Origin of the sequence: Streptomyces atriruber (genome assembly GCF_001418325.1) — a bacterium.
In the GTDB taxonomy this organism is placed as follows: domain Bacteria; phylum Actinomycetota; class Actinomycetes; order Streptomycetales; family Streptomycetaceae; genus Streptomyces; species Streptomyces atriruber.
The window spans coordinates 1-21,140 of sequence record NZ_LIPN01000242.1 but is presented as its reverse complement, the minus strand read 5'-3'; the positions used below and the strand labels follow the sequence as shown (position 1 = coordinate 21,140).

The window sequence follows — 21,140 nt, the reverse complement described above, 5'->3', positions numbered from 1 at the left end:
CCCCGCAGCAGCAGGCCAAGCCGCAGCCGCAGCAGACGCAGCAGCAGGCCGCCCCGCAGCAGCAGGCCACGCCGAAGCCGCAGCCCACGCCCCAGACCGAGACCAAGAAGAAGACCGTCGAGACCCCGACCGGTAAGACGGTCAAGAAGGGCGACGGCGAGTACAAGGTCAAGTCGGGCGACACGCTGTCCAAGATTGCTGAGGCCGAGCACGTCAAGGGCGGCTGGCACAAGGTCTACAAGCTCAACGGCGACATCATCGACAACGCCGACATGATCTACCCGGGTCAGCAGCTCCACCTGAGCTGACCCGATCCGGTCGCGGCCGTGCCTCGGCGGACGCACGGCCGTACCCCCGTCCCCACGGGCTCCCCGCCCCGGTGCGCGTATCCCCCGTACGCACCGGGGCGGGGCCATGTCCGCCCCCTCTTGTTCGCTACTAGCGAGTAGAAAACGTGGCCTTACGCCCGGTTTCCTGGGTATTCGGGCCCTTGTCCGTCCCAGGGGACGGGCGGTCGGCTGGCCGAAGGCCCGGAGCCGGTTAGGCTCAGGAGACGCAGGGCCGAAGCGGCCCGCGTAAATGCGTCACATCCCAGAAGGAGATGCTCGTGCCGTCCATCGACGTCGTCGTAGCCCGGGAAATCCTGGACTCCCGAGGCAACCCCACGGTCGAGGTCGAGGTCGGCCTCGACGACGGCAGCACCGGTCGTGCCGCCGTTCCGTCCGGTGCCTCCACCGGTGCCTTCGAGGCCATCGAACTCCGTGACGGTGACCCCAACCGTTACCAGGGCAAGGGTGTCGAGAAGGCCGTCCTCGCCGTCATCGAGCAGATCGGCCCGGAGCTCGTCGGCTACGACGCCACCGAGCAGCGCCTGATCGACCAGGCCATGTTCGACCTGGACGCCACCGACAACAAGGGCTCGCTCGGCGCCAACGCCATCCTCGGCGTCTCGCTCGCCGTCGCGCACGCCGCCTCCGAGGCCAGCGACCTGCCGCTGTTCCGCTACCTCGGCGGCCCGAACGCCCACCTGCTGCCCGTCCCGATGATGAACATCCTGAACGGCGGGTCGCACGCCGACTCGAACGTCGACATCCAGGAATTCATGATCGCCCCGATCGGCGCGGAGTCCTTCTCCGAGGCCCTGCGCTGGGGCACCGAGGTCTACCACACGCTGAAGAAGGTCCTGAAGGACAAGGGCCTGTCCACCGGCCTCGGCGACGAGGGCGGCTTCGCCCCGAACCTGGACTCCAACCGCGCCGCGCTCGACCTCATCCTCGAGGCCATCAAGCAGGCCGGTTACGTCCCCGGTGAGCAGATCGCGCTCGCCCTCGACGTCGCCGCGTCCGAGTTCTACAAGGACGGCAAGTACGAGTTCGAGGGCAAGTCCCGCTCGGCCGCCGAGATGACCGAGTACTACGAGGAGCTCGTCGCCTCGTACCCGCTCGTCTCCATCGAGGACCCGCTGTTCGAGGACGACTGGGCCGGCTGGAACGTCATCACCGAGAAGCTCGGCGACAAGGTGCAGCTGGTGGGCGACGACCTGTTCGTCACCAACCCGGAGCGCCTGGCCCGCGGCATCGAGGAGAACTCGGCCAACGCCCTGCTCGTCAAGGTCAACCAGATCGGTTCGCTGACCGAGACCCTGGACGCCGTCGAGATGGCCCAGCGCAACGGCTTCAAGTGCATGATGTCGCACCGCTCCGGCGAGACCGAGGACGTCACCATCGCCGACCTGGCCGTCGCCACCAACTGCGGCCAGATCAAGACCGGCGCCCCGGCCCGCTCCGAGCGCGTCGCCAAGTACAACCAGCTCCTGCGCATCGAGGAGATCCTCGACGACGCGGCGGTCTACGCAGGCCGCAGCGCCTTCCCGCGTTTCAAGGGCTGAGCTTTCGCAGCCACGTAGTTACGTACGTCCCCGCATCCGGTCCCGTACCGTGTGCGGGGACGTACGTACGTATACGCGCAGCTCTGGGGAGGCGGAACCATGGCCAAGGCCGGGACCAAGGACCGGTTCTCCACCGCGACCCGCCTGCGGCTGCTCGGCGAGCAGACCGCCGAGCGCGTCTACCGCTCCCAGACCAAGCGGCAGGCGCGCCGCTCCCGGCTCACCGGCCGCGCCGCGCTCCTCGCGCTCGTGCTCTGCTCGCTGGTCGTCGCGCTCGCGTACCCGATGAGGCAGTACGTGTCGCAGCGCGCCGAGATCGACGACCTGCGCAGGCAGCAGGCCGAGCAGCGGGCGGACGTCGAGAGGCTGCGCGACGAGAAGGCCCGCTGGCAGGACGACGCGTACGCCGAGCAGCGCGTCCGGGACCGCCTGCACTACGTGATGCCCGGCGAGACCGGGTTCACGGTGATCGACCCCGCGGCGGCGAAGAGCCGCCGCGCGGACCAGGGGGCGGCGACGCGCCCCTGGTACTCGAACGTCTGGGACGGCGTCGACAAGGCCGACCGCCCCGACGACTGACCACTGACACGGAAAGACAGGCATGGAAACCCCCCCGCCGAGCACCCCGCGCACCGAGCCCACCGACGCCGACGTCGAGGCCTTCAAGCAGCAGCTCGGCCGCCCGCCGCGCGGCCTGCGGGCCATCGCGCACCGCTGCCCCTGCGGACAGCCGGACGTCGTCGAGACGGCGCCGCGCCTCCCGGACGGGACGCCCTTCCCCACGACGTACTACCTGACGTGCCCGCGGGCCGCCTCGGCGATCGGCACGCTGGAGGCCAACGGCGTGATGAAGGAGATGTCGGAGCGGCTCACCACGGACGAGGAGCTGGCGAAGCAGTACCGCGCCGCGCACGAGGACTACATCGCGCGCCGTGACGCCATCGAGGTCCTGGAGGGCTTCCCGAGCGCGGGCGGCATGCCGGACCGCGTGAAGTGCCTGCACGTGCTCGTCGGCCACTCGCTGGCCGCCGGCCCGGGTGTGAACCCCCTGGGCGACGAGGCCCTCGCGATGCTCCCGGAGTGGTGGGCGAAGGGCCCCTGCGTCACGCCGTGCGCCGCCGAGGGTGCCGAGTGACCCGGGTCGCCGCCATCGACTGCGGCACGAACTCCATCCGGCTCCTCGTGGCGGACGCCGACCCGGAGACCGGTGAACTGGTCGACCTCGACCGGCGGATGACGATCGTCCGGCTGGGGCAGGGCGTGGACCGGACGGGCCGCCTCGCCCAGGAGGCGCTTGACCGCACCTTCGCGGCCTGCCGCGAGTACGCCGCCGTCATCAAGGAGCACGGCGCCGAGCGCATCCGCTTCGTCGCCACGTCCGCGTCCCGCGACGCCGAGAACCGCGACGACTTCGTCCGGGGCGTCCTGGACATCCTCGGTGTCGAGCCGGAGGTCATCACCGGCGACCAGGAGGCGGAGTTCTCCTTCACCGGCGCGACCAAGGAACTGACGGGCCGCGACGACCTGGCCAAGCCCTATCTGGTCGTGGACATCGGCGGCGGCTCCACGGAGTTCGTGGTCGGCACGGACCGCGTGGAGGCCGCCCGCTCGGTCGACGTCGGCTGCGTCCGCATGACCGAGCGGCACCTCGTGCGCGACGGAGCGGTCACCGACCCGCCCGAGCCCGGGCAGCTCGACGCGATCCGCGCGGACATCGAGGCGGCCCTGGACCTCGCAGAGCGGACCGTTCCGCTCAAGGAGGCCCGCACGCTGGTGGGCCTCGCGGGCTCGGTCACCACGGTCGCCGCGATCGCCCTCGGCCTCGACGCGTACGACTCGCAGGCGATCCACCACGCCCGCATTCCGTACGAGCAGGTCAGCGCGATCGTGGAGCGGCTGACCCACGCCACGCACGCGGAGCGCGCCGCGATCCCGGTGATGCACCCGGGCCGCGCCGACGTCATCGCGTCGGGCGCCCTCGTCCTGCTCGCGATCATGGACAGGGTCGGCGCCCGCGAGGTCGTCGTCAGCGAGCACGACATCCTGGACGGCATCGGCTGGTCCATCGCCTGAGCGCGTCCTGTAGCGTCTGAGCGGTCGGGAGGGGGTCGGAAGGCCCCCCGACGGCCCTCCGGCGACACTCCGTCGGAAAACTTCGTGAAGTTCTTCACAAGGAAAACGGCCCCGATGGACGAGGTTCCTCGGTGTTCGGCCGCCTAAAGGGGGCATTCCGAAGGGCCGGGCCCGTGTCGGGGATGCTTCGTGCGGGTGACGGGCGTGTGACGCGGGGGCCCGGTTCGCTCCGGGCGGGGCCTCGGAGTGCAGCTCACAAGGGGTGCACAACGACTCGCGTGACATCGTGGTTCCCCACGGACACCATGACCTGGGTCACGTGGGCGGCGAAGTGTAGCAGAGGCCCTTGGCATGCTTGTGAAGGGGCGCACGAGCGACCCTCGGCGGGCAGGTGGATACTCGATGGCATGAGCACCACGGAGCGTCCCAGGATCCTCGTAGTAGGCGGTGGGTACGTAGGCCTGTACGCAGCTCGGCGCATCCTCAAGAAGATGCGCTTCGGAGAGGCGACCGTCACGGTCGTCGACCCCCGGTCGTACATGACCTACCAGCCTTTCCTCCCCGAAGCCGCCGCCGGCAGCATCTCGCCTCGGCACGTCGTCGTACCGCTGCGACGCGTACTGCCGAGGGCCGAGGTCCTCACCGGCCGGGTCACCACCATCGACCAGGACCGCAAGGTCGCCACGATCGCGCCGCTCGTCGGCGAGGCGTACGAGCTGCCTTTCGACTACCTCGTCATCGCGATGGGCGCGGTCTCCCGCACCTTCCCGATCCCCGGTCTCGCCGAGCAGGGCATCGGCATGAAGGGCATCGAGGAGGCCATCGGCCTGCGCAACCACGTCCTCGAGCAGCTCGACAAGGCTGACTCCACGACGGACGAAGAGGTCCGCCGCAAGGCACTCACCTTCGTCTTCGTCGGCGGTGGCTTCGCTGGTGCGGAGACCATCGGCGAGGTCGAGGACATGGCCCGCGACGCGGCCAAGTACTACAACAACGTGAAGCGCGAGGACATGCGCTTCGTGCTGGTCGACGTCGCGGACAAGATCCTCCCCGAGGTCGGCCCGAAGCTCGGCCAGTACGGCAAGGAGCACCTGGAAGGCCGCGGTGTCGAGGTCTACCTCAAGACCGGCATGGACTCCTGCGTGGACGGCCACGTGGTCCTGAACAACGGCCTCGAGGTCGACTCCAACACCATCGTGTGGACCGCGGGCGTCAAGCCCAACCCGGCGCTGTCCCGCTTCGGTCTGCCGCTCGGCCCCCGTGGCCACGTCGACACCCAGACGACCCTCCAGGTCCAGGGCACCGACTACATCTGGGCCGCGGGCGACAACGCCCAGGTGCCGGACGTGGTCGGCCGCAAGGCCGGCAACGAGAACGCCTGGTGCCCGCCGAACGCCCAGCACGCGCTGCGTCAGGCCAAGGTCCTCGGCGACAACGTGATCTCCGGCATGCGGGGCTTCCCGCAGAAGGAGTACAGCCACGCCAACAAGGGTGCGGTCGCCGGTCTCGGCCTGCACAAGGGCGTCGCGATGATCGTCATGGGCAAGATGAAGATCAAGCTCAAGGGGCGTCTCGCCTGGTACATGCACCGCGCGTACCACGGCATGGCGATGCCGACGTTCAACCGCAAGATCCGCGTCTTCGCGGACTGGACGCTGGGCATGTTCCTCAAGCGCGAGGTCGTCTCGCTCGGCGCCATGGAGACGCCGCGCGAGGAGTTCTACGAGGCGGCCAAGCCCGCCCCGAAGCCCGCCGCCAAGGCCGAGCCGACGGTCGCCCCCGTCGAGGAGAAGGCCAAGGCTTCCTGAGGCTGCTCCCCGAGCTCCTCTGCGCCAACCCGAAGGGGTCACTCGCCATCCGTGGTGCGAGTGGCCCCTTCGGGCTTTTCTCCGTCGAATAACTAAGTGCCCCCCACACCTATTTTGCCTTTCCGTGACGCGTCGACGGGACTGCGCACGGCGCCTTTCGGTGTTTACGTGGTGTTGGAACCCATCCACGGAGGTGTGCGCCATGCAGGACGCCGCACAGCGGCTGAAGACCCTCGCCGAGCAGCTCATGGGAACGTCACTGCCGGTACGTATCCGCGCCTGGGACGGGTCGGAATCGGGCCCGCCGAACGCCCCCGCCCTCGTCGTGCGCAACCGCCGGGCCCTGCGCCACATCCTGTGGAAGCCCGGCGAGCTGGGTCTGGCCCGTGCCTGGGTGGCCGGGGACCTCGACGTCGACGGGGACCTGTACGAAGCCCTCGACGCCATGGCGGAGTTCATCTGGGAGCGGGGCCCCCAGCCGGAAGAGGCCGCCAAGAGCCTGCTGCAGTCCCTGCGCGAACCGCGGTTCCGCGCCGCCGTCCGCTCCCTGATCGCCCTCTCCGCGCCCTTCCTGCCGCCCGCCCCGCCCCCGGAGGAGATGCGCAGACACGGCCGCCTCCACCTCCACACCAAGGGCAGCGACCGCCGCGCCATCAGCCACCACTACGACGTCGGCAACGACTTCTACGAGCTGGTGCTCGGCCCGTCGATGGTCTACTCGTGCGCGTACTGGGAGTCGCCCGAAGGCACCCTGGAGGACGCCCAGCGCGACAAGCTCGAACTCATCTCCCGCAAGCTCGCCCTGAAGCCCGGCATGCGCCTGCTCGACGTCGGCTGCGGCTGGGGCTCCATGGCGGTCCACGCGGCGCGCGAGCACGGCGTGCGCGTCGTGGGCGTCACCCTCTCCCAGGAGCAGGCCGCCTACGCCCGAAAGCGGATCGCCGATGAGGGCCTTACGGACCGGATCGAGATCCGCGTCCAGGACTACCGGGACGTACGCGACGGACCGTATGACGCCATCAGCTCCATCGGCATGGCCGAACACGTCGGAGCCGAACGCTATTTGGAGTACGCGAACGACCTGTACGCCCTCCTGCGCCCCGGTGGACGGCTGCTCAACCACCAGATCGCGCGGCGGCCGCAGGCCGACGAGGCGGCGTACTCCGTCGACGAGTTCATCGACGCCTACGTCTTCCCCGACGGGGAGCTGGCGCCCGTGGGCACCACCGTCGCACTCCTGGAGCAGGCCGGCTTCGAGGTGCGCGACCTGGAGACCATCCGCGAGCACTACGCCCTCACGCTGCGCCGCTGGGTCGCGAACCTGGAGGCGCACTGGACCGAGGGCCAGCGGCTGACCTCGCCGGGCCGGGCCCGCATCTGGCGGCTCTACATGGCCGCCTCCGCCCTCGCCTTCGAACGCAACCGCATCGGCGTCAACCAGGTCCTCGCCGTGCGCGCCCCCGAGGGCGGTGCCTCGGGGATGCCGCTGCGGGCCCGCGACTGGCGGTGAGAGCCTGTGTCATAACCCCGGTCGGATCAGTGGGCGTTGCCTGGTGCGTGCGATCGCAAGGCGCCGGAGCGTCCTGGGTGGGGGTCCCCCCCCGGGCCCTTCAGGCCTGAGGGAGCAGCTACCTGGGCGTTTCGGCAACGCGGCGAGCGTGCGTGCCGGGCGGCGCCCACCCGGCCGGGGTTATGACACAGGCTCTGAGGCTCACCGGGGTTCCGGGACCATGGGGAGCGGCCCGCTGCTGAGGCTCATGTGCGGACGCGGCCGGATCCTGGCGCCCGGCACGGGGCGCAGGCGCCAGCGCCCCGCGATGGTGGCCAGGGCGAGCGTCGCCTCCGTCATGCCGAACACGTCCCCGATGCACTTGCGGCTGCCTGCGCCGAAGGGGAGGTAGTAGCCGCGTGCCACGTCCTTCGCCCGCTCGGGAAGCCACCGGTCGGGGTCGAAGGACTCGGGGTCCTTGAACAGTTCGGCGTTGTGGTGCAGGACGTAGGGGCTGATCAGGATGTCGGAGTTCGGCGGCAGCGGCCGTCCGCCGAGCTCCGTGGCCTCGGTGGTGGTCCGGGTGTAGAGCCAGGCGGGCGGATACAGCCGCAGGGCCTCGGTGAACACCCTGCGGCTGTAGTCGAGCCGTGGGATGTCGGCGTAGACGGGCGGCCGGCCCGCCAGCACCTCGTCGACCTCGGCGTGCAGGGCCGCCTCGACCTCCGGATTGCTGCCGAGGAGGTGGAAGGTCCACGCCAGGGCACTGGCGGTCGTCTCGATCCCGGCCAGCAGCAGGGTCATGACCTGGTCGTGGACCTCCTGGTCGTTCAGGCGGCCGCCGGTCTCGGGGTCCTCCGCGGTGAGCAGGGCCGACAGCAGGTCGCCGCGGTCCTCGTCGCTCCGCCGGTAGCCCTCGACCATCTGGTCGATCAGCCGGTGCATGCGCGTCAGCGCCTCGTCGAAGCGGCGGTTGGCCGCCAGCGGGAGCTTGGCGAGAAGCCCGGTGGGGTCCATCGCCTGCCGGTACGCGCCGTGCACGATGATCGGCAGGCAGTGCTGGATCTCGGCGACCGCGTTGCCCGCGATCTCGGTGGTGAACAGCGCGCGGGCGGTGACGCGGGCGGTCAGCGCCTGCATGGTGTGGTTGACGTCGATGGCCCGCCCCGCCTCCCACGCCAGGGCCTCGGCGTCGCTCTCGTCCTGCATCACCTCGGCGTACGTGGGGAGCCGGGAGGTGTGGAAGGCGGGCTGTACCAGGCGTCGCTGCCTGCGGTGGTCCGCCCAGTCGGAGGTGATCAGGCCGTTGCCCAGGATCGGGCGGGCCTTCTCCTTCACCGGACCGCCCGTGTCGTAGACGCGCGCGTTGAGCAGCACCTGCTGGACCAGGTCCGGATGACAGGGCAGATAGGCGCGGTTGGGTCCGAGCCTGAGCTCGACCAGGTCGCCGTGGGCCGGCAGCGAGGACAGGAACTCCATCGGCCTGCGGGCCATCAGTACGGCGTGCCCGATCAGCGGCAGACCGCCGGGCGCGGTCGCGAACCGCCAGTCGTGCGTGTCGGGTTGCTGGTGCGCGGTTCTCGTACTCATGTCTCCTTCATTCCTGGCGAGCGTCTGTTCCGGCGGCACGGCGGCACGGCGGTCCGGCAATCCGGCGGTCGGGCCGCGGGGGCCCGTGTCCCTCAGCCCCGTTGGCGTGGTTCGCAGATCATGGGCAGCGGTCCGGCTTCCAGGGTGGCCTTCGGCTCCGGGCGCAGTGTGCTGCCGGGGACGGGACGCAGGCGCCACCGGCCGGCGATCGTGGCCACGATGAGGGCGGTCTCGGTGAGCGCGAGCACGTCCCCGATGCACTTGTGGCTGCCCGCCCCGAACGGCAGCAGGGCGCCGCGCGGCACGTCCTTGGCCCGCTCGTCCAGCCAGCGCTCGGGGGCGAACTTCTCCGGCTCGGGGAAGAGTTCGGGGTTGTGGTGCATGGCCCAGGCGCTGTAGACGACCATCGCGCCCGACGGAACGGGGTGGCCCCCGAGCTCGGTGTCGACGGACGCGACCCGCATGGACATCCAGGACGGCGGGTAGAGGCGCAGCGCCTCGGTGATGACCGCCCGGGTGTACTCCAGGTTCGGCAGGTCGTCGAAGACCGGTGAACGGTCGCCGACGGCGGCGTCGATCTCGGCGTGCACCCGCTGCTCGATCTCGGGGTGCGCGCCCAGCAGGTGGAACACGAAGGCGAGGGTCGACGCGGTCGTCTCGCTGCCCGCGACCAGGAAGGTGACGACCTGGTCGAGGACCTCCTCGTCGGTCAGGCGCTTGCCGGATTCCGGGTGTTCGGCCCGCAGGAGGGTGGAGAGCAGGTCGCCGTGGTCCTCGTCGGACCGGCGGCGCTCGCCGATCATCGTGTCGACGATCTCCCGCAGCCGGGTGTTCGACCATTCATAGCGCCGGTTCTCCGGGGTGGGCAGCTTCTCCATCAGGCCCAGCGGCGCGACCGTGCGCTTGTAGATGCCCTGGGAGACGGTGCGCAGGCACTGCCGTGCCTCCTCGATGGTCTCCATGTCGACGCCGGTGGAGAACAGGGTCCTCGCGGCGACCCGCATCAGCAGGGCGTGCATGGCCTCGCCGATGTCCTGCGCCTCCCCGGCCCGCCAGGAACTCGTCGCGGCGCGGGTGTCCTCGCCGACCGCCGCGGTGTATTCGGCGATCTTGGTCGAGTGGAAGGCCGGCTGAATGACGCGTCGCTGGAAACGGTGGTCGTCGCCGCGCGAGACGGAGAGGCTGTTCCCGAGCAATTGGCGGGCCTTGTCGAAGACACCGCCCTTGTCGAACACCCGGGGATTCACCAGAACGTGGTGGACGAGATCGGGATGGCAGGCCAGATAGGCGCGGCTGGGGCCGAGCCGGATCTCGACCAGGTCCCCGTGGGCGGGCAGGGAGGCCAGGAAGTCCAGCGGGCGGCGCCAGAGCGCGAGCGTGTGTCCCAGGAGGGGCACCGCTCCCGGTGCGGTGCCGAACGACCAGGAACGGACCGGTCCCACGGCATCCTTCGTCGACGAGGTCACGTTTCCCGCTTCCCTACTGAATACGAGAGTTGACGTTGTTCACGGCCGCTTTGTACCGTTTGTTGCTGGTGGTCCAGACGAAGTTGCCGTAGATGAGATCGAAGAGGACATCTCGCGTGATGTCATCGAAAGCCGCTATGCAGCGCAGATCCTCGATGATGTCGTCCAGGCGGTCCTTGAAGAACTGGTCGAAATCGTTCTGGTCCGATACGTCGCAGAGTCGGAAGCAGTTGGTTATCTGCCCCAGGGCGACTTCGCGGTCGTAGGAATAGAAGTCGTTGACGATGGCGAGACCGCGCGTCGTCATACGGGCGGCCAGACCCGTCTTCGCGTGTTCCGTGAACTCTTTACGGGCGTAGATCGGATACGACATCTTCATCCAGAAGTCGACGCCTACATCCGTGACACGGAATCTGAAGTACTGCTCGGGAGAAGTCGTGCAGAGCGCTTCCTTGATGGAGGAATCGCGGAACATGTGGTCGCTCGTGATGAATGCCCGGGCCCCTTCGAGCGCGAACCGGGCGTCTTCCTCGCTGTAGTACTTCTCGCATATCTTGCGGAGTTCGGGCAGGAAGGCGTCGAAGTCGTGCAGCGCCGGGTCCATGTCGTCCCACACGAAGGTGACGCAATTCAGGATGCAGACGGCCTTGAAGGCCTCCATGTCCTGGATGTGGCGGGCGCTCTGCGACCAGCGGACGACGTCCATGTACGAGATCCAGCGCTCGTCGGAAACCTGCTTTCCGAAGGGCGCGACCGCCGTATTGCAGGCGTCGATGACTTCCCGCAGCTCGGCATCGGTCAGCGGGCACATCTCGGGGGCCCGGCCGATGTGCTTCTCGAAGGCGTCGGCGAACAGCTGAGTGCTGTCGTGCCAGTGCCGCATCATGCCTGCGGGTTCGGTCTTCTGGGGCGCGGAGATTTCAGTGGTCATGAGTCCCTCACAATGGCCATGCGGGTGATCTGCTCCAGGGCGGCCACCGCGTCCGCGGTGAACGGTGCCCGGGCGAGTGCGTTCAGGGCCTGCTCCCGGCGGTCGTCGATCATGCGCTCGACGCCGTCCCGGGCGCCGGTCGCCTCGAAGATGCCGCGGACGGTGTCGGCGCCCTCCTCGTCCAGCAGCGGGTCGCCGAGCAGCCGGCGCAGCTGTGCGGTCTGCCTGCTGTCGGCGCCACTGAGGGCGAGCGCGGTCAGGGCGGTGTTCTTGCCCGCGCGCAGGTCGTCCAGCCGCGACTTCCCGGTGACCAGCGGGTCGCCGTAGACCCCGAGCAGGTCGTCGCGGAGCTGGAACGCCTCTCCCAGGGGGAGTGCGTAGTCGGTGAAGGCGGCCATGGCCTGCGGGCCCGCGCCCGCGATGGCGGCACCGATGTGCAGGGGGCGCTCGATGGTGTACTTGGCCGTCTTGTACCGGTAGACGTTCAGCGTGGCGTCGACGTCCGCCGTCAGTTCGCCGGTGGCGTGCAGGTCGAGGTACTGGCCGAGCATCAGCTCGGTGCGCATCTCGGCGAGGAGGGGCAGCGCCGCCTCCAGCTGCGCGGGGGAGAGCCCGGCCTTGTGGAGGAGCTCGTCGGACCAGGTGAGCGTGAGGTCGCCGAGCAGCACCGCGGCGCTCACGCCGAACCACTCGGCCTCTTCCGGACCCCGGGACAGGGCGCGGTGGGCCGCCATGGTGCGGTGGATGGTGGGACGGCCGCGGCGGGTGTCGCTGTTGTCCATGACGTCGTCGTGGATGAGCGCGAAGGCGTGGAACATCTCGAGACAGGCGGCGACCTGGACCATGGGTTCGACGTCGTCACCGCCGCCGATCGCCTGCCAGCCCGTCACGCACAGCAGGGGCCGTATGCGCTTGCCCCCCGACAGGAATTCCCGGACCAGCTGCGAGAGATAGGGCAGGTGCGCCTGGGTGGTGTCGTTGTTCTTTGCCGCCAGGAAATCAGTGAGCGCGTCGTCCACTGACTTGAGAATTGGTTCCGCTTCTATGGCGTCCAGAGCGGTTATCGGTGCTGTCATATCGCCAACTTCCCCCGTTCGAGTCATTGCAGGGTTCATGTTGGGGGAAGGGCGCACTGGTGGCAGAAGTTCTCACGGCCCATGCGGAACGGGCGGGCATGGCAACGGAGCAACGGGACAACTCCTGTTTACGGGCATGCCTCATGGGCTCCCGTGGGAGTTGTTATTCGTGGTGTCGCCGATCGCCTGCCACCGTGCGGTCGCCTTACGGCAACTCACGCACGGCATGCCCGTTCGTGTGCCTGGAAGAGTCTTCTGCTTGCCACTCGACATTCCCCCGTCGGAGTCCGGCCAACTCTCTGATGCGTCGCCAGTCTAGGCACAAGATCCTCGGATCCGGAAGGGATCACTTGCCCGGGCCGACGATGGGTGTGGGTTCCACGCAGTCTCTTACGCGGCTCTTGCCTGCGGGCCCGGGCACTAGAACATGCTTGCGCGCCGCTGTCGGCTGAGGTACGTTCGGTTCACCGTAGTTGATCAAGATACCTGGGTAATGAGCCGTAATCTGGCCCGGGTTGTCAAAACGTGTGTGTCGAGCATTCGACGCATCTGCGTGTGCTTATCGAGTCGGCGCCGAGTGCGGCCGGCTTATTCGAGTGCGCTTATGTCCTCTCTTCGCGGTGAGAGGCGGGGCGGGTTTTTTCCAGGCGTCGGGGGAAGGTGCCTAAATGTCCGTAGTTTCTGCTGCGTTGGCGGACCATTCGGATCGTTCGGATCACGAGGACGCAAGCGCGATCGCGGTCGTCGGCATCGCCTGTCGCCTGCCGGGGGCGAGCGGCCCCGGGGAGTTCTGGCGGTTGCTCAGCTCCGGTGCGCACGCGGTCACTTCGGTTCCGGCGGACCGCTGGGTGCGGCCCGCGGGCACCGAGAACAGCTCCGCTCTGGAACACGGTGCCTTCCTCGACCGGCCGGACCTGTTCGACGCCGACTTCTTCGGGATCTCGCCGCGCGAAGCGGCCGCCATGGACCCGCAGCAGCGGCTGATGCTCGAAATCGGCTGGGAGGCACTCGAAGACGCGGGTCTGAACGCGTCGGGCCCGGCCGACGGGCGCACGGGCGTGTTCGTCGGAGCCATCGGCGACGACTACGCCACCCTGCTGCGGCAGCGCGGCCCCGCGTCGGTCACCCACCACACGCTGACCGGCCTGAACCGCGGCATGATCGCCAACCGGCTGTCCTACCTGCTGGGGGCCCGCGGGCCGAGCATGGTGATCGACACGGGACAGTCCTCCTCTCTGGTCGCGGTGCACGCCGCCTGCCAGAGCCTGCGCAACGGGGAGTGCGAAACCGCCCTCGCGGGAGGCCTCCACCTCAACCTCGCCTTCGACAGCACCCTGAGCGCGGCCCGCTTCGGCGGGCTGTCCCCCGACGGCCGGTGCTTCGTCTTCGACTCCCGGGCCAACGGGTTCGTCCGCGGCGAGGGCGGCGGCCTTGTGCTGCTCAAACCGCTCTCCCGGGCGCTCGCCGACGGCGACCGCATCCACGGTGTCCTGCGCGGCAGCGCCGTCAACAACGACGGCGGCGGCGACACCCTCACCACGCCGAGCGGGGCCGCCCAGGAGGACGTCCTGCGCAGGGCCTGCGCCGCCGCGGGCGTCGGCCCCGCCGATGTGCAGTACGTCGAACTGCACGGCACCGGAACCGCGGTGGGCGACCCCATCGAGGCGGCGGCACTGGCGAAGACCGTCGGAGCCGCGCACGCCGGGGAGCGGCCGCTGCTCGTCGGCTCCGCCAAGACGAACGTCGGACACCTCGAAGGCGCGGCGGGCATCACCGGACTCATCAAGGTCCTGCTCTCCCTCAAGGCCCGCCAACTGCCGCCCAGCCTGAACTTCCGCACCGCCAACCCCGCCATCCCGCTGGACGAGTGGAACCTGCGGGTGCAGACCGAGCTGTCGCCCTGGCCGCGTCCCGACGTGCCGCTGGTCGCGGGGGTCTCGGCGTTCGGGGTGGGCGGGACGAACGCGCATGTGATCGTGTCCGAGGCGCCGTCGTCGGTGGCGGCCTCCGCCGACGACGCATCGCCCGGGGCCGACCCGACCCGCACGTCCGACGCGCTGCCGTGGGTGGTGTCGGCGCGGACCACGGAGGGGCTGCGGGGACAGGCGGCACGGTTGCGGGACTTTGTCGCTGCGGGTGGCGATGTAGCTGGTGCTGGTGCTGGTGCTGGTGCTGGTGGCGCCGGTGAGGTGTCCTGTACGGACATCGGGTGGTCGCTCGCCGAGCACCGGACGGCGCTGGAGCACCGCGCCGCGGTGGTGGGCGGCGACCGCGAGGAACTGCTCGCGGGGCTGGACGCGATCGCCTCCGGTGAACCGGCGGGCCATGTGATCACCGGCACGGCGGCCTCCGGCGGGGCGGCCCTCGGCGGGGCGGCTCCCGGCCGGACCGATGCCGGAGTGGTGTTCGTGTTCCCGGGCCAGGGGTCGCAGTGGCTCGGCATGGCCGCCGAACTCCTCAACAGCTCCCAGGTGTTCGCCGCGGCCGTCGAGGAGTGCGCGCAGGCGCTGGCTCCGTACGTCGACTGGGATCTGCGCGATGTACTCCGGGACACCACGGACGGCAGCGCGCTGCGGAAGCCGGACGTACTGCAGCCCACCCTGTGGGCCGTGATGGTCTCGCTGTCCCGCGTGTGGCGTTCCCTCGGCGTGGTCCCCGCCGCGGTCATCGGTCATTCGCAGGGCGAGATCGCCGCGGCGTGCGTCGCCGGTGCGCTGTCACTGGACGACGCCGCGCGCCTCGTGGCGCTGCGCAGCCAGATCGCCGGGAAGCTGACCGACCGGGGCGGCATGGCGTCCCTCGACGCCTCGGCGGAGCGGGCGGCCGAGTTCCTCGCGGGCCGGGACGACGTATGGATCGCCGCGGTCAACGGCCCCGGCGCCACGGTGGTGGCGGGCGACAAGGAAGCACTGGGCGAGGTCCTGGCACGGGCCGAGAGCGCAGGTCACCGTACGCGGATCGTCGAGAACGCCTACGCCTCCCACACTCCGCACGTCGAGCCCATCCGCGACGAGTTCCTGCGGCGGGTGGCACCGATCACTCCGCGGAACACCGACGTACCCATGTACTCGACGGTCACCGCGGGCCCCGTCGAGGGCGACTTCCTGGACGCCGACTACTGGTACAGCAACCTCCGTCGGCAGGTGCGCTTCCGGGACGCGGTCCAGGCCCTCGTCGACGAGGGCAGGACCCTCTTCCTGGAGGTCAGCGCGCACCCGGTCCTGACCAACGCCCTTCAGGAATCCGCCCGGGCCGCCGGCGCGACCGTCACCGCCACCGGAACGCTGCGCCGGGACAAGGGCGACAGCCGTCAGCTCCTCACCTCGCTGACCCACCTCTGGGTCAACGGCGCGGACGGAGTCGACTGGACCGCGGTCTTCCACGGCACGGGCGCCCACCGGACCGACCTGCCCACCTATGCCTTCCAGCGCAGCAGACACTGGTTCGACACGTCCGGTACGTCCGGTACGTACGACACCTCTGTGCCCGTCGCCGTTCCTGCCCCCGCGGAGACGCCCGCCGCGCCCACCGCGGCCACGTCGAACGCCGACACGGCACGCCAGGTGCGGGCCCACGCCGCCGCGGTCCTGGGACACGCGACGGCGGACGGACTCGACGCGAACCGTACGTTCAAGGACCTCGGGTTCGACTCGATCATGCTCGGCGACCTGCGCAACCGGCTCACCGCCGCGCTGGGCGTCGGCCTGACCACCGCCACGCTCTTCGACCACCCCACACCGGCCGGGCTCGCCCGGCACATCGTCACCGCCACCACCGCGGACGACGACGCCCGCACCGCGCACCCCGAGGACACCGGGCCGGTCACCACCGACGCCACCGACGAGCCCATAGCCATCATCGCGATGAGCTGCCGTCTGCCCGGCGGCACCCACTCCCCGGAAGACCTGTGGCGGCTGGTGGCCGCCGGGCAGGACGCGATCTCCGACTTCCCGGAGGACCGCGGCTGGGACCTGGAACGGCTGCACGGCAGCGAAGGCCCCGGCAGCAGTTTCACCCGGGGCGGCGGATTCCTCGACGAGGCGGGCGAGTTCGACGCCAGGTTCTTCGGGATCTCGCCGCGTGAGGCCCTCGCGATGGACCCGCAGCAGCGGCTGCTCCTGGAGACCTCCTGGGAGCTGCTGGAACGGGCCGGCATCGACCCGGCCTCGCTGCGCGACAGCCGGACCGGCGTGTTCGTCGGCACCATGGACCAGGAGTACGGGCCCCGGCTGCACGAAGCACCCGAGTCGCTCGACGGATACCTGCTCACCGGAAAGACCACGAGCGTCGCCTCCGGCCGCATCGCCTACCTGCTCGGCCTGACGGGTCCGGCCCTCACGGTGGACACGGCGTGCTCGTCGTCCCTGGTCGCGCTGCACCTCGCGGTGCAGTCGCTGCGCCGCGGCGAGTCCTCGCTCGCCCTGGCGGGCGGAGTGACGGTGCTCAACACCCCGGGCATCTTCACCGAGTTCAGCAGGCAGCGCGGCCTGTCCTCGGACGGCCGGTGCAAGGCGTTCGCCGCCGCGGCGGACGGTACGGGGATGGCCGAGGGAGCGGGCATGCTCCTGGTCGAGCGGCTGTCCGACGCCGAGCGGAACGGGCACCGCGTGCTTGCGGTGATCCGGGGTTCGGCGGTGAACCAGGACGGCGCGTCGAACGGTCTGACGGCGCCCAGCGGTCTGTCCCAGCAGCGGGTGATCCGGGACGCGTTGGCGGATGCGGGTGTGGCGGCGTCCGGGGTGGACGTGGTCGAGGCGCACGGGACCGGTACGGCGCTCGGCGATCCGATCGAGGCGCAGGCGCTGCTGGCGACGTACGGCCAGGAGCGGCCGTCCGATCACGGTCCGGTGCTGCTGGGTTCGGTGAAGTCGAACATCGGTCACACGCAGGCCGCGGCGGGTGTGGCCGGGGTGATCAAGATGGTGATGGCCCTGCGTGAAGGGGTCGTCCCGCGCACGCTGCACGTGGATGAGCCGAGTCCGCAGGTGGACTGGTCGTCCGGTGCCGTGGAGCTGGCCACCCGGAGCGTGTCGTGGCCGGAGTCGGACCGGGCGCGGCGGGCGGCTGTGTCGTCGTTCGGCATCAGCGGCACGAACGCGCACGTGATCCTGGAACAGGCCCGACCGGACGCCGCTTCTCCCTCTCCCGCCCCTGCCGCCTCGCCGGTCGTACGTGCCGGTGGGGGCGTGGTGCCGTGGGTCCTTTCCGGGCGGTCCGTGCAGGGGTTGCGGGGGCAGGCGGCGCGGTTGCGTGAGTTCGCCGCCGACAGTGATGCCTCGGTCGCGGAGGTCGGGTGGTCGCTGGCGATGCGGCGTGCGGCGCTTGAGCACCGTGCGGTGGTCGTGGCCGGGGATCGGGAGGAGTTCCTGGCGGGGCTGGATGCCATTGCTTCGGGTGAGCCCGTCGGTCATGTGGTGAGTGGGGCGGTTCCGGGCGACGGGGCGTCCGACGAAGGCGTGGTGTTCGTCTTCCCTGGTCAGGGCTCCCAGTGGGCTGGTATGGCGGTCGAACTGCTCGATGCGGAACCGGTGTTCGCCGCGTCCGTCGACCGGTGTGCCGGGGCGTTGGCGCCGTACGTCGACTGGTCTCTGACGGGCGTGCTGCGTTCGGCTCCGGGTGCGCCGTCGTTGGAGCGGGTCGATGTGGTGCAGCCGGTGTTGTGGGCGGTGATGGTGTCGCTGGCCGAGGTGTGGCGCTCGGTGGGTGTGGTGCCTTCGGCTGTGGTGGGGCATTCGCAGGGCGAGTTGGCCGCGGCGTGTGTGGCGGGTGTGTTGTCGCTGGAGGACGGTGCCCGGATCGTGGCTCTGCGGAGTCGGCTGATCGGCGGTGAGCTGTCCGGGCTGGGCGGCATGGTGTCGGTCGCTCGGCCGGTGGGTGAGGTGTCGGAGCTGCTGGTCCCGTGGGGCGAGCGGATCTCTGTCGCGGCGGTGAACGGTCCGGGTGCCACGGTGGTGGCTGGGGATGCGGCCGCGCTGGACGAGCTGATGGAGGCGTGCGCGCGCGAGGGGGTGCAGGCGCGCCGGGTCCCGGTGGATTATGCGTCTCATTCGCCTCATGTGGAGGCGGTGCGTGATCGGTTGATGGAGGTGGCGGCGCCGGTCGTGGCCGGTGCGGGCCAGGTGCCGGTGTACTCGACGGTGACGGGCGGGCTCGTCGCGGGCGAGGAGCTGGACGCGGAGTACTGGTATCGGAATCTGCGGGAGCAGGTGCGGTTCCAGGAGACGGTGGAGGCGCTGGTCGCCGAGGGTCACACGACCTTCGTGGAGGTCAGCGCGCACCCCGTCCTGACCGGTGCGATCGAGGAGGCCGGGCACGCGGCGGACAAGTCGCTGACCGTCACGGGGACTTTGCGCCGTGGGCAGGGAGGCGCCGGGCAGTTCTTCACTTCTCTGGCCGCGCTCTGGGTTCATGGTGTGGCCCCGGACTGGTCCACGGTCCTGCCCGCCCCGAGCGGTGACCCGGTCGACCTGCCCACCTACGCCTTCCAGCACCAGCGCTACTGGCTCGCCCCCACCGGCTCCGCGACCGAGGTCCGGGTCGACCTGCCGAGTGAGGCCGAGTCCGAGCCCGGGCTGCCGGAAGGCTTCTCCCGGCGGGTGGCCGAAGCGGCGACCGCCGTACAGCAGAAGCAGATCGTGCTGAGCGAGGTGTGCCGCCAGGCGGCGGCCGTGCTGGGCTGGTCCGCCGCCGACGAGGTGGAGGTCGGACGGGCCTTCAGGGACCTCGGATTCGACTCGCTGAGCGGTGTCGAACTGCGCAACCGTCTGGTCGCGGCGACGGGCCTGACCCTCTCGCCCACTGCCGTGTTCGACCACCCGACCCCCGTGGCGCTCGCCGCGTACCTCCGGGACGGAATCCTCGGCGTGGACACCGCGGACTCGGACTCGGCCTCCGGCACGTCCGGCGCCGCCGACGACGAGCCGATCGCGATCGTCGCCACCGGTTGCCGCTTCCCGGGCGGCGTACGGTCGCCCGAGGACCTGTGGGACGTACTGCTGGCGGGGCACGACGTGATCTCCGAGTTCCCGACGGGCCGCGGCTGGGACTTCGACGAGCTGTACCACCCCGACACCACGCGTCCCGGCAGCTGTTACGTCCATCAGGGCGGGTTCCTGCACGACGCGGGCGAGTTCGACGCGGGCTTCTTCGGGATCTCGCCGCGTGAGGCGGTCGCCATGGACCCGCAGCAGCGGCTTCTCCTGGAGACCTCCTGGGAGTCCCTGGAGCGGGCGGGCATCGACCCCCTGTCGTTGCGCGGCAGCCGGACCGGTGTCTTCGTCGGCGTCGTCCCGCAGGGCTACGGCAGCGGTGCGACCGACACCAAGGGGTCCGAGGGGTACCTCTTCACCGGTTCCGCGGGCAGCGTGGCGTCCGGCCGCATCGCCTACAGCCTCGGTCTCAACGGACCGGCGATCACGGTGGACACCGCATGCTCGTCGTCGCTGGTCGCGCTGCACCTTGCGGTGCGGTCCCTGCGCAACGGCGAGTGCGGGATGGCTCTCGTCGGCGGCGTCAGCGTGATGTCCACCTCGGGCATCTTCACGGAGTTCAGCCACCAGCGCGGCCTTGCGCCCGATGGCCGCTGCAAGCCCTTCGCGGCGGCGGCGGACGGCACCGCATGGGCGGAGGGCGTCGGGATGCTGCTGGTGGAGCGGTTGTCGGACGCCCGGCGGAACGGGCACCAGGTCCTTGCGGTGATCCGGGGTTCGGCGGTGAACCAGGACGGCGCGTCGAACGGTCTGACGGCGCCGAACGGTCCGGCTCAGGAGCGGGTGATTCGCGACGCGTTGGCGGATGCGGGTGTGGCGGCGTCCGGGGTGGACGTGGTCGAGGCGCACGGGACCGGTACGGCGCTCGGCGATCCGATCGAGGCGCAGGCGCTGCTGGCGACGTACGGGCGTGATCGTGCTGCTGAGCAGCCGGTGCTGCTGGGTTCCGTGAAGTCGAACATCGGTCACACGCAGGCCGCGGCGGGCGTGGCCGGGGTGATCAAGATGGTGCTGGCCCTGCGTGCGGGGGTTGTCCCCGGGACGTTGCACGTCGACGAGCCGAGTCCGCATGTGGACTGGTCTGCGGGTGCGGTGGAGTTGGTGACCCGGAGCGTGTCGTGGCCGGAGTCGGACCGGGCGCGGCGGGCGGCCGTGTCGTCGTTCGGCGTGAGCGGCACGAACGCGCACGTGATCGTCGAGGCTGCTCCGGTCGCCGAGACGGCCCCGGCGGCCGAGGGCGAGTCCGGTCCCGCGCTGCTGCACTCCGGCGGGAGCGCGGTGCCGTGGCTGGTGTCCGGGCGGTCCGCGGAGGGGTTGCGGGGGCAGGCGGCGCGGTTGCGTGAGTTCGCCGCCGACAGTGATGCCTCGGTCGCTGAGGTCGGGTGGTCGCTGGCGATGCGGCGTGCGGCGCTTGAGCACCGTGCGGTGGTCGTGGCCGGGGATCGGGAGGAGTTCCTGGCGGGGCTGGATGCCATTGCTTCGGGTGAGCCCGTCGGTCATGTGGTGAGTGGGGCGGTTCCGGGCGGCGGGGCGTCGGATGCCGGTGTGGTGTTCGTCTTCCCGGGTCAGGGATCGCAGTGGGCCGGTATGGCCCGGGAATTGTTGGAGTCTTCGCCGGTCTTCGCTGCCCGGCTGGCGGAGTGCGGCACGGCTCTCGAACCGTTCGTTGACGGCTGGTCCCTGCTTGACGTGGTGCGGCAGGAGGACGACGAGCTGCTGCGTCGAGTGGATGTCGTGCAGCCGGTGTTGTGGGCGGTAATGGTGTCGCTGGCCGAGGTGTGGCGCTCGGTGGGTGTGGTGCCTTCGGCCGTGGTGGGGCATTCGCAGGGC

General features: G+C 70.3%; 11 protein-coding genes and 1 pseudogene. 8 read left to right on the top strand and 4 right to left on the bottom strand.

Translation table 11 applies throughout. The annotated features are described in order from the left end of the window. Positions 1-101: 101 nt before the first annotated feature. The 7 genes and pseudogenes from AOK03_RS45230 to AOK03_RS24310 form a co-directional block, all read left to right on the top strand. Positions 102-308 (top strand): annotated as a pseudogene (locus tag AOK03_RS45230) (LysM peptidoglycan-binding domain-containing protein); the annotation flags it as partial. Between the two features lie 299 nt (positions 309-607). After that, entirely contained in the window at positions 608-1,888 is a 1,281-nt protein-coding gene (gene eno / locus AOK03_RS24335; protein WP_107098092.1) for a phosphopyruvate hydratase, read from the top strand. Between the two features lie 99 nt (positions 1,889-1,987). Then, positions 1,988-2,467, top strand: a complete 480-nt coding sequence (locus tag AOK03_RS24330; protein WP_055567468.1) for an FtsB family cell division protein — start codon at positions 1,988-1,990, stop codon at positions 2,465-2,467. 22 nt (positions 2,468-2,489) lie between these two features. Continuing rightward, positions 2,490-3,023: a DUF501 domain-containing protein gene (locus AOK03_RS24325; protein WP_055567467.1), complete on the top strand. Its 534-nt coding sequence runs from the start codon at positions 2,490-2,492 to the stop codon at positions 3,021-3,023. Next, complete coding sequence (locus AOK03_RS24320; RefSeq protein ID WP_055567466.1) at positions 3,020-3,961, top strand: Ppx/GppA phosphatase family protein; 942 nt, start codon at positions 3,020-3,022, stop codon at positions 3,959-3,961. The genes AOK03_RS24325 and AOK03_RS24320 overlap by 4 nt, the downstream gene beginning before the upstream one ends. A gap of 407 nt (positions 3,962-4,368) precedes the next feature. Beyond that, positions 4,369-5,769, top strand: coding sequence for an NAD(P)/FAD-dependent oxidoreductase (locus AOK03_RS24315; RefSeq protein WP_055567465.1), 1,401 nt, complete (start codon positions 4,369-4,371; stop codon positions 5,767-5,769). A 202-nt stretch (positions 5,770-5,971) separates the two neighbouring features. Next, positions 5,972-7,279: an SAM-dependent methyltransferase gene (locus tag AOK03_RS24310; RefSeq protein ID WP_055567464.1), complete on the top strand. Its 1,308-nt coding sequence runs from the start codon at positions 5,972-5,974 to the stop codon at positions 7,277-7,279. A gap of 201 nt (positions 7,280-7,480) precedes the next feature. Here the strand turns inward: AOK03_RS24310 and AOK03_RS24305 are convergent, their stop codons facing one another. From AOK03_RS24305 to AOK03_RS24290, 4 genes are all read right to left on the bottom strand, one after another. Next, positions 7,481-8,848: a cytochrome P450 gene (locus AOK03_RS24305; protein ID WP_055567463.1), complete on the bottom strand. Its 1,368-nt coding sequence runs from the start codon at positions 8,846-8,848 to the stop codon at positions 7,481-7,483. A 92-nt stretch (positions 8,849-8,940) separates the two neighbouring features. Next, positions 8,941-10,314 carry a cytochrome P450 gene (locus tag AOK03_RS24300; RefSeq protein WP_055567462.1) on the bottom strand — a complete coding sequence of 458 codons (1,374 nt, stop codon included), beginning with the start codon at positions 10,312-10,314 and terminating at the stop codon, positions 8,941-8,943. Positions 10,315-10,327: 13 nt separating this feature from the next. Beyond that, positions 10,328-11,245, bottom strand: coding sequence for a terpene synthase family protein (locus AOK03_RS24295; protein WP_055567461.1), 918 nt, complete (start codon positions 11,243-11,245; stop codon positions 10,328-10,330). After that, positions 11,242-12,321: a polyprenyl synthetase family protein gene (locus AOK03_RS24290; RefSeq protein WP_107098091.1), complete on the bottom strand. Its 1,080-nt coding sequence runs from the start codon at positions 12,319-12,321 to the stop codon at positions 11,242-11,244. The genes AOK03_RS24295 and AOK03_RS24290 overlap by 4 nt, the downstream gene beginning before the upstream one ends. A 668-nt stretch (positions 12,322-12,989) precedes the next feature. Here AOK03_RS24290 and AOK03_RS24285 point away from each other — a divergent pair. Continuing rightward, positions 12,990-21,140: type I polyketide synthase (locus AOK03_RS24285; RefSeq protein WP_157869064.1), on the top strand; the 8,151-nt coding region annotated here is incomplete at its 3' end.

Coding starts and splice junctions, on each gene's coding strand:
- AOK03_RS24330 (WP_055567468.1), top strand. CDS start 1,988: ATGGCCAAGGCCGGGACCAAGGACCGGTTCTCCACCGCGACCCGCCTG.
- AOK03_RS24325 (WP_055567467.1), top strand. CDS start 2,490: ATGGAAACCCCCCCGCCGAGCACCCCGCGCACCGAGCCCACCGACGCC.
- AOK03_RS24315 (WP_055567465.1), top strand. CDS start 4,369: ATGAGCACCACGGAGCGTCCCAGGATCCTCGTAGTAGGCGGTGGGTAC.
- AOK03_RS24310 (WP_055567464.1), top strand. CDS start 5,972: ATGCAGGACGCCGCACAGCGGCTGAAGACCCTCGCCGAGCAGCTCATG.
- AOK03_RS24305 (WP_055567463.1), bottom strand. CDS start 8,848: ATGAGTACGAGAACCGCGCACCAGCAACCCGACACGCACGACTGGCGG.
- AOK03_RS24295 (WP_055567461.1), bottom strand. CDS start 11,245: ATGACCACTGAAATCTCCGCGCCCCAGAAGACCGAACCCGCAGGCATG.
- AOK03_RS24290 (WP_107098091.1), bottom strand. CDS start 12,321: ATGACAGCACCGATAACCGCTCTGGACGCCATAGAAGCGGAACCAATT.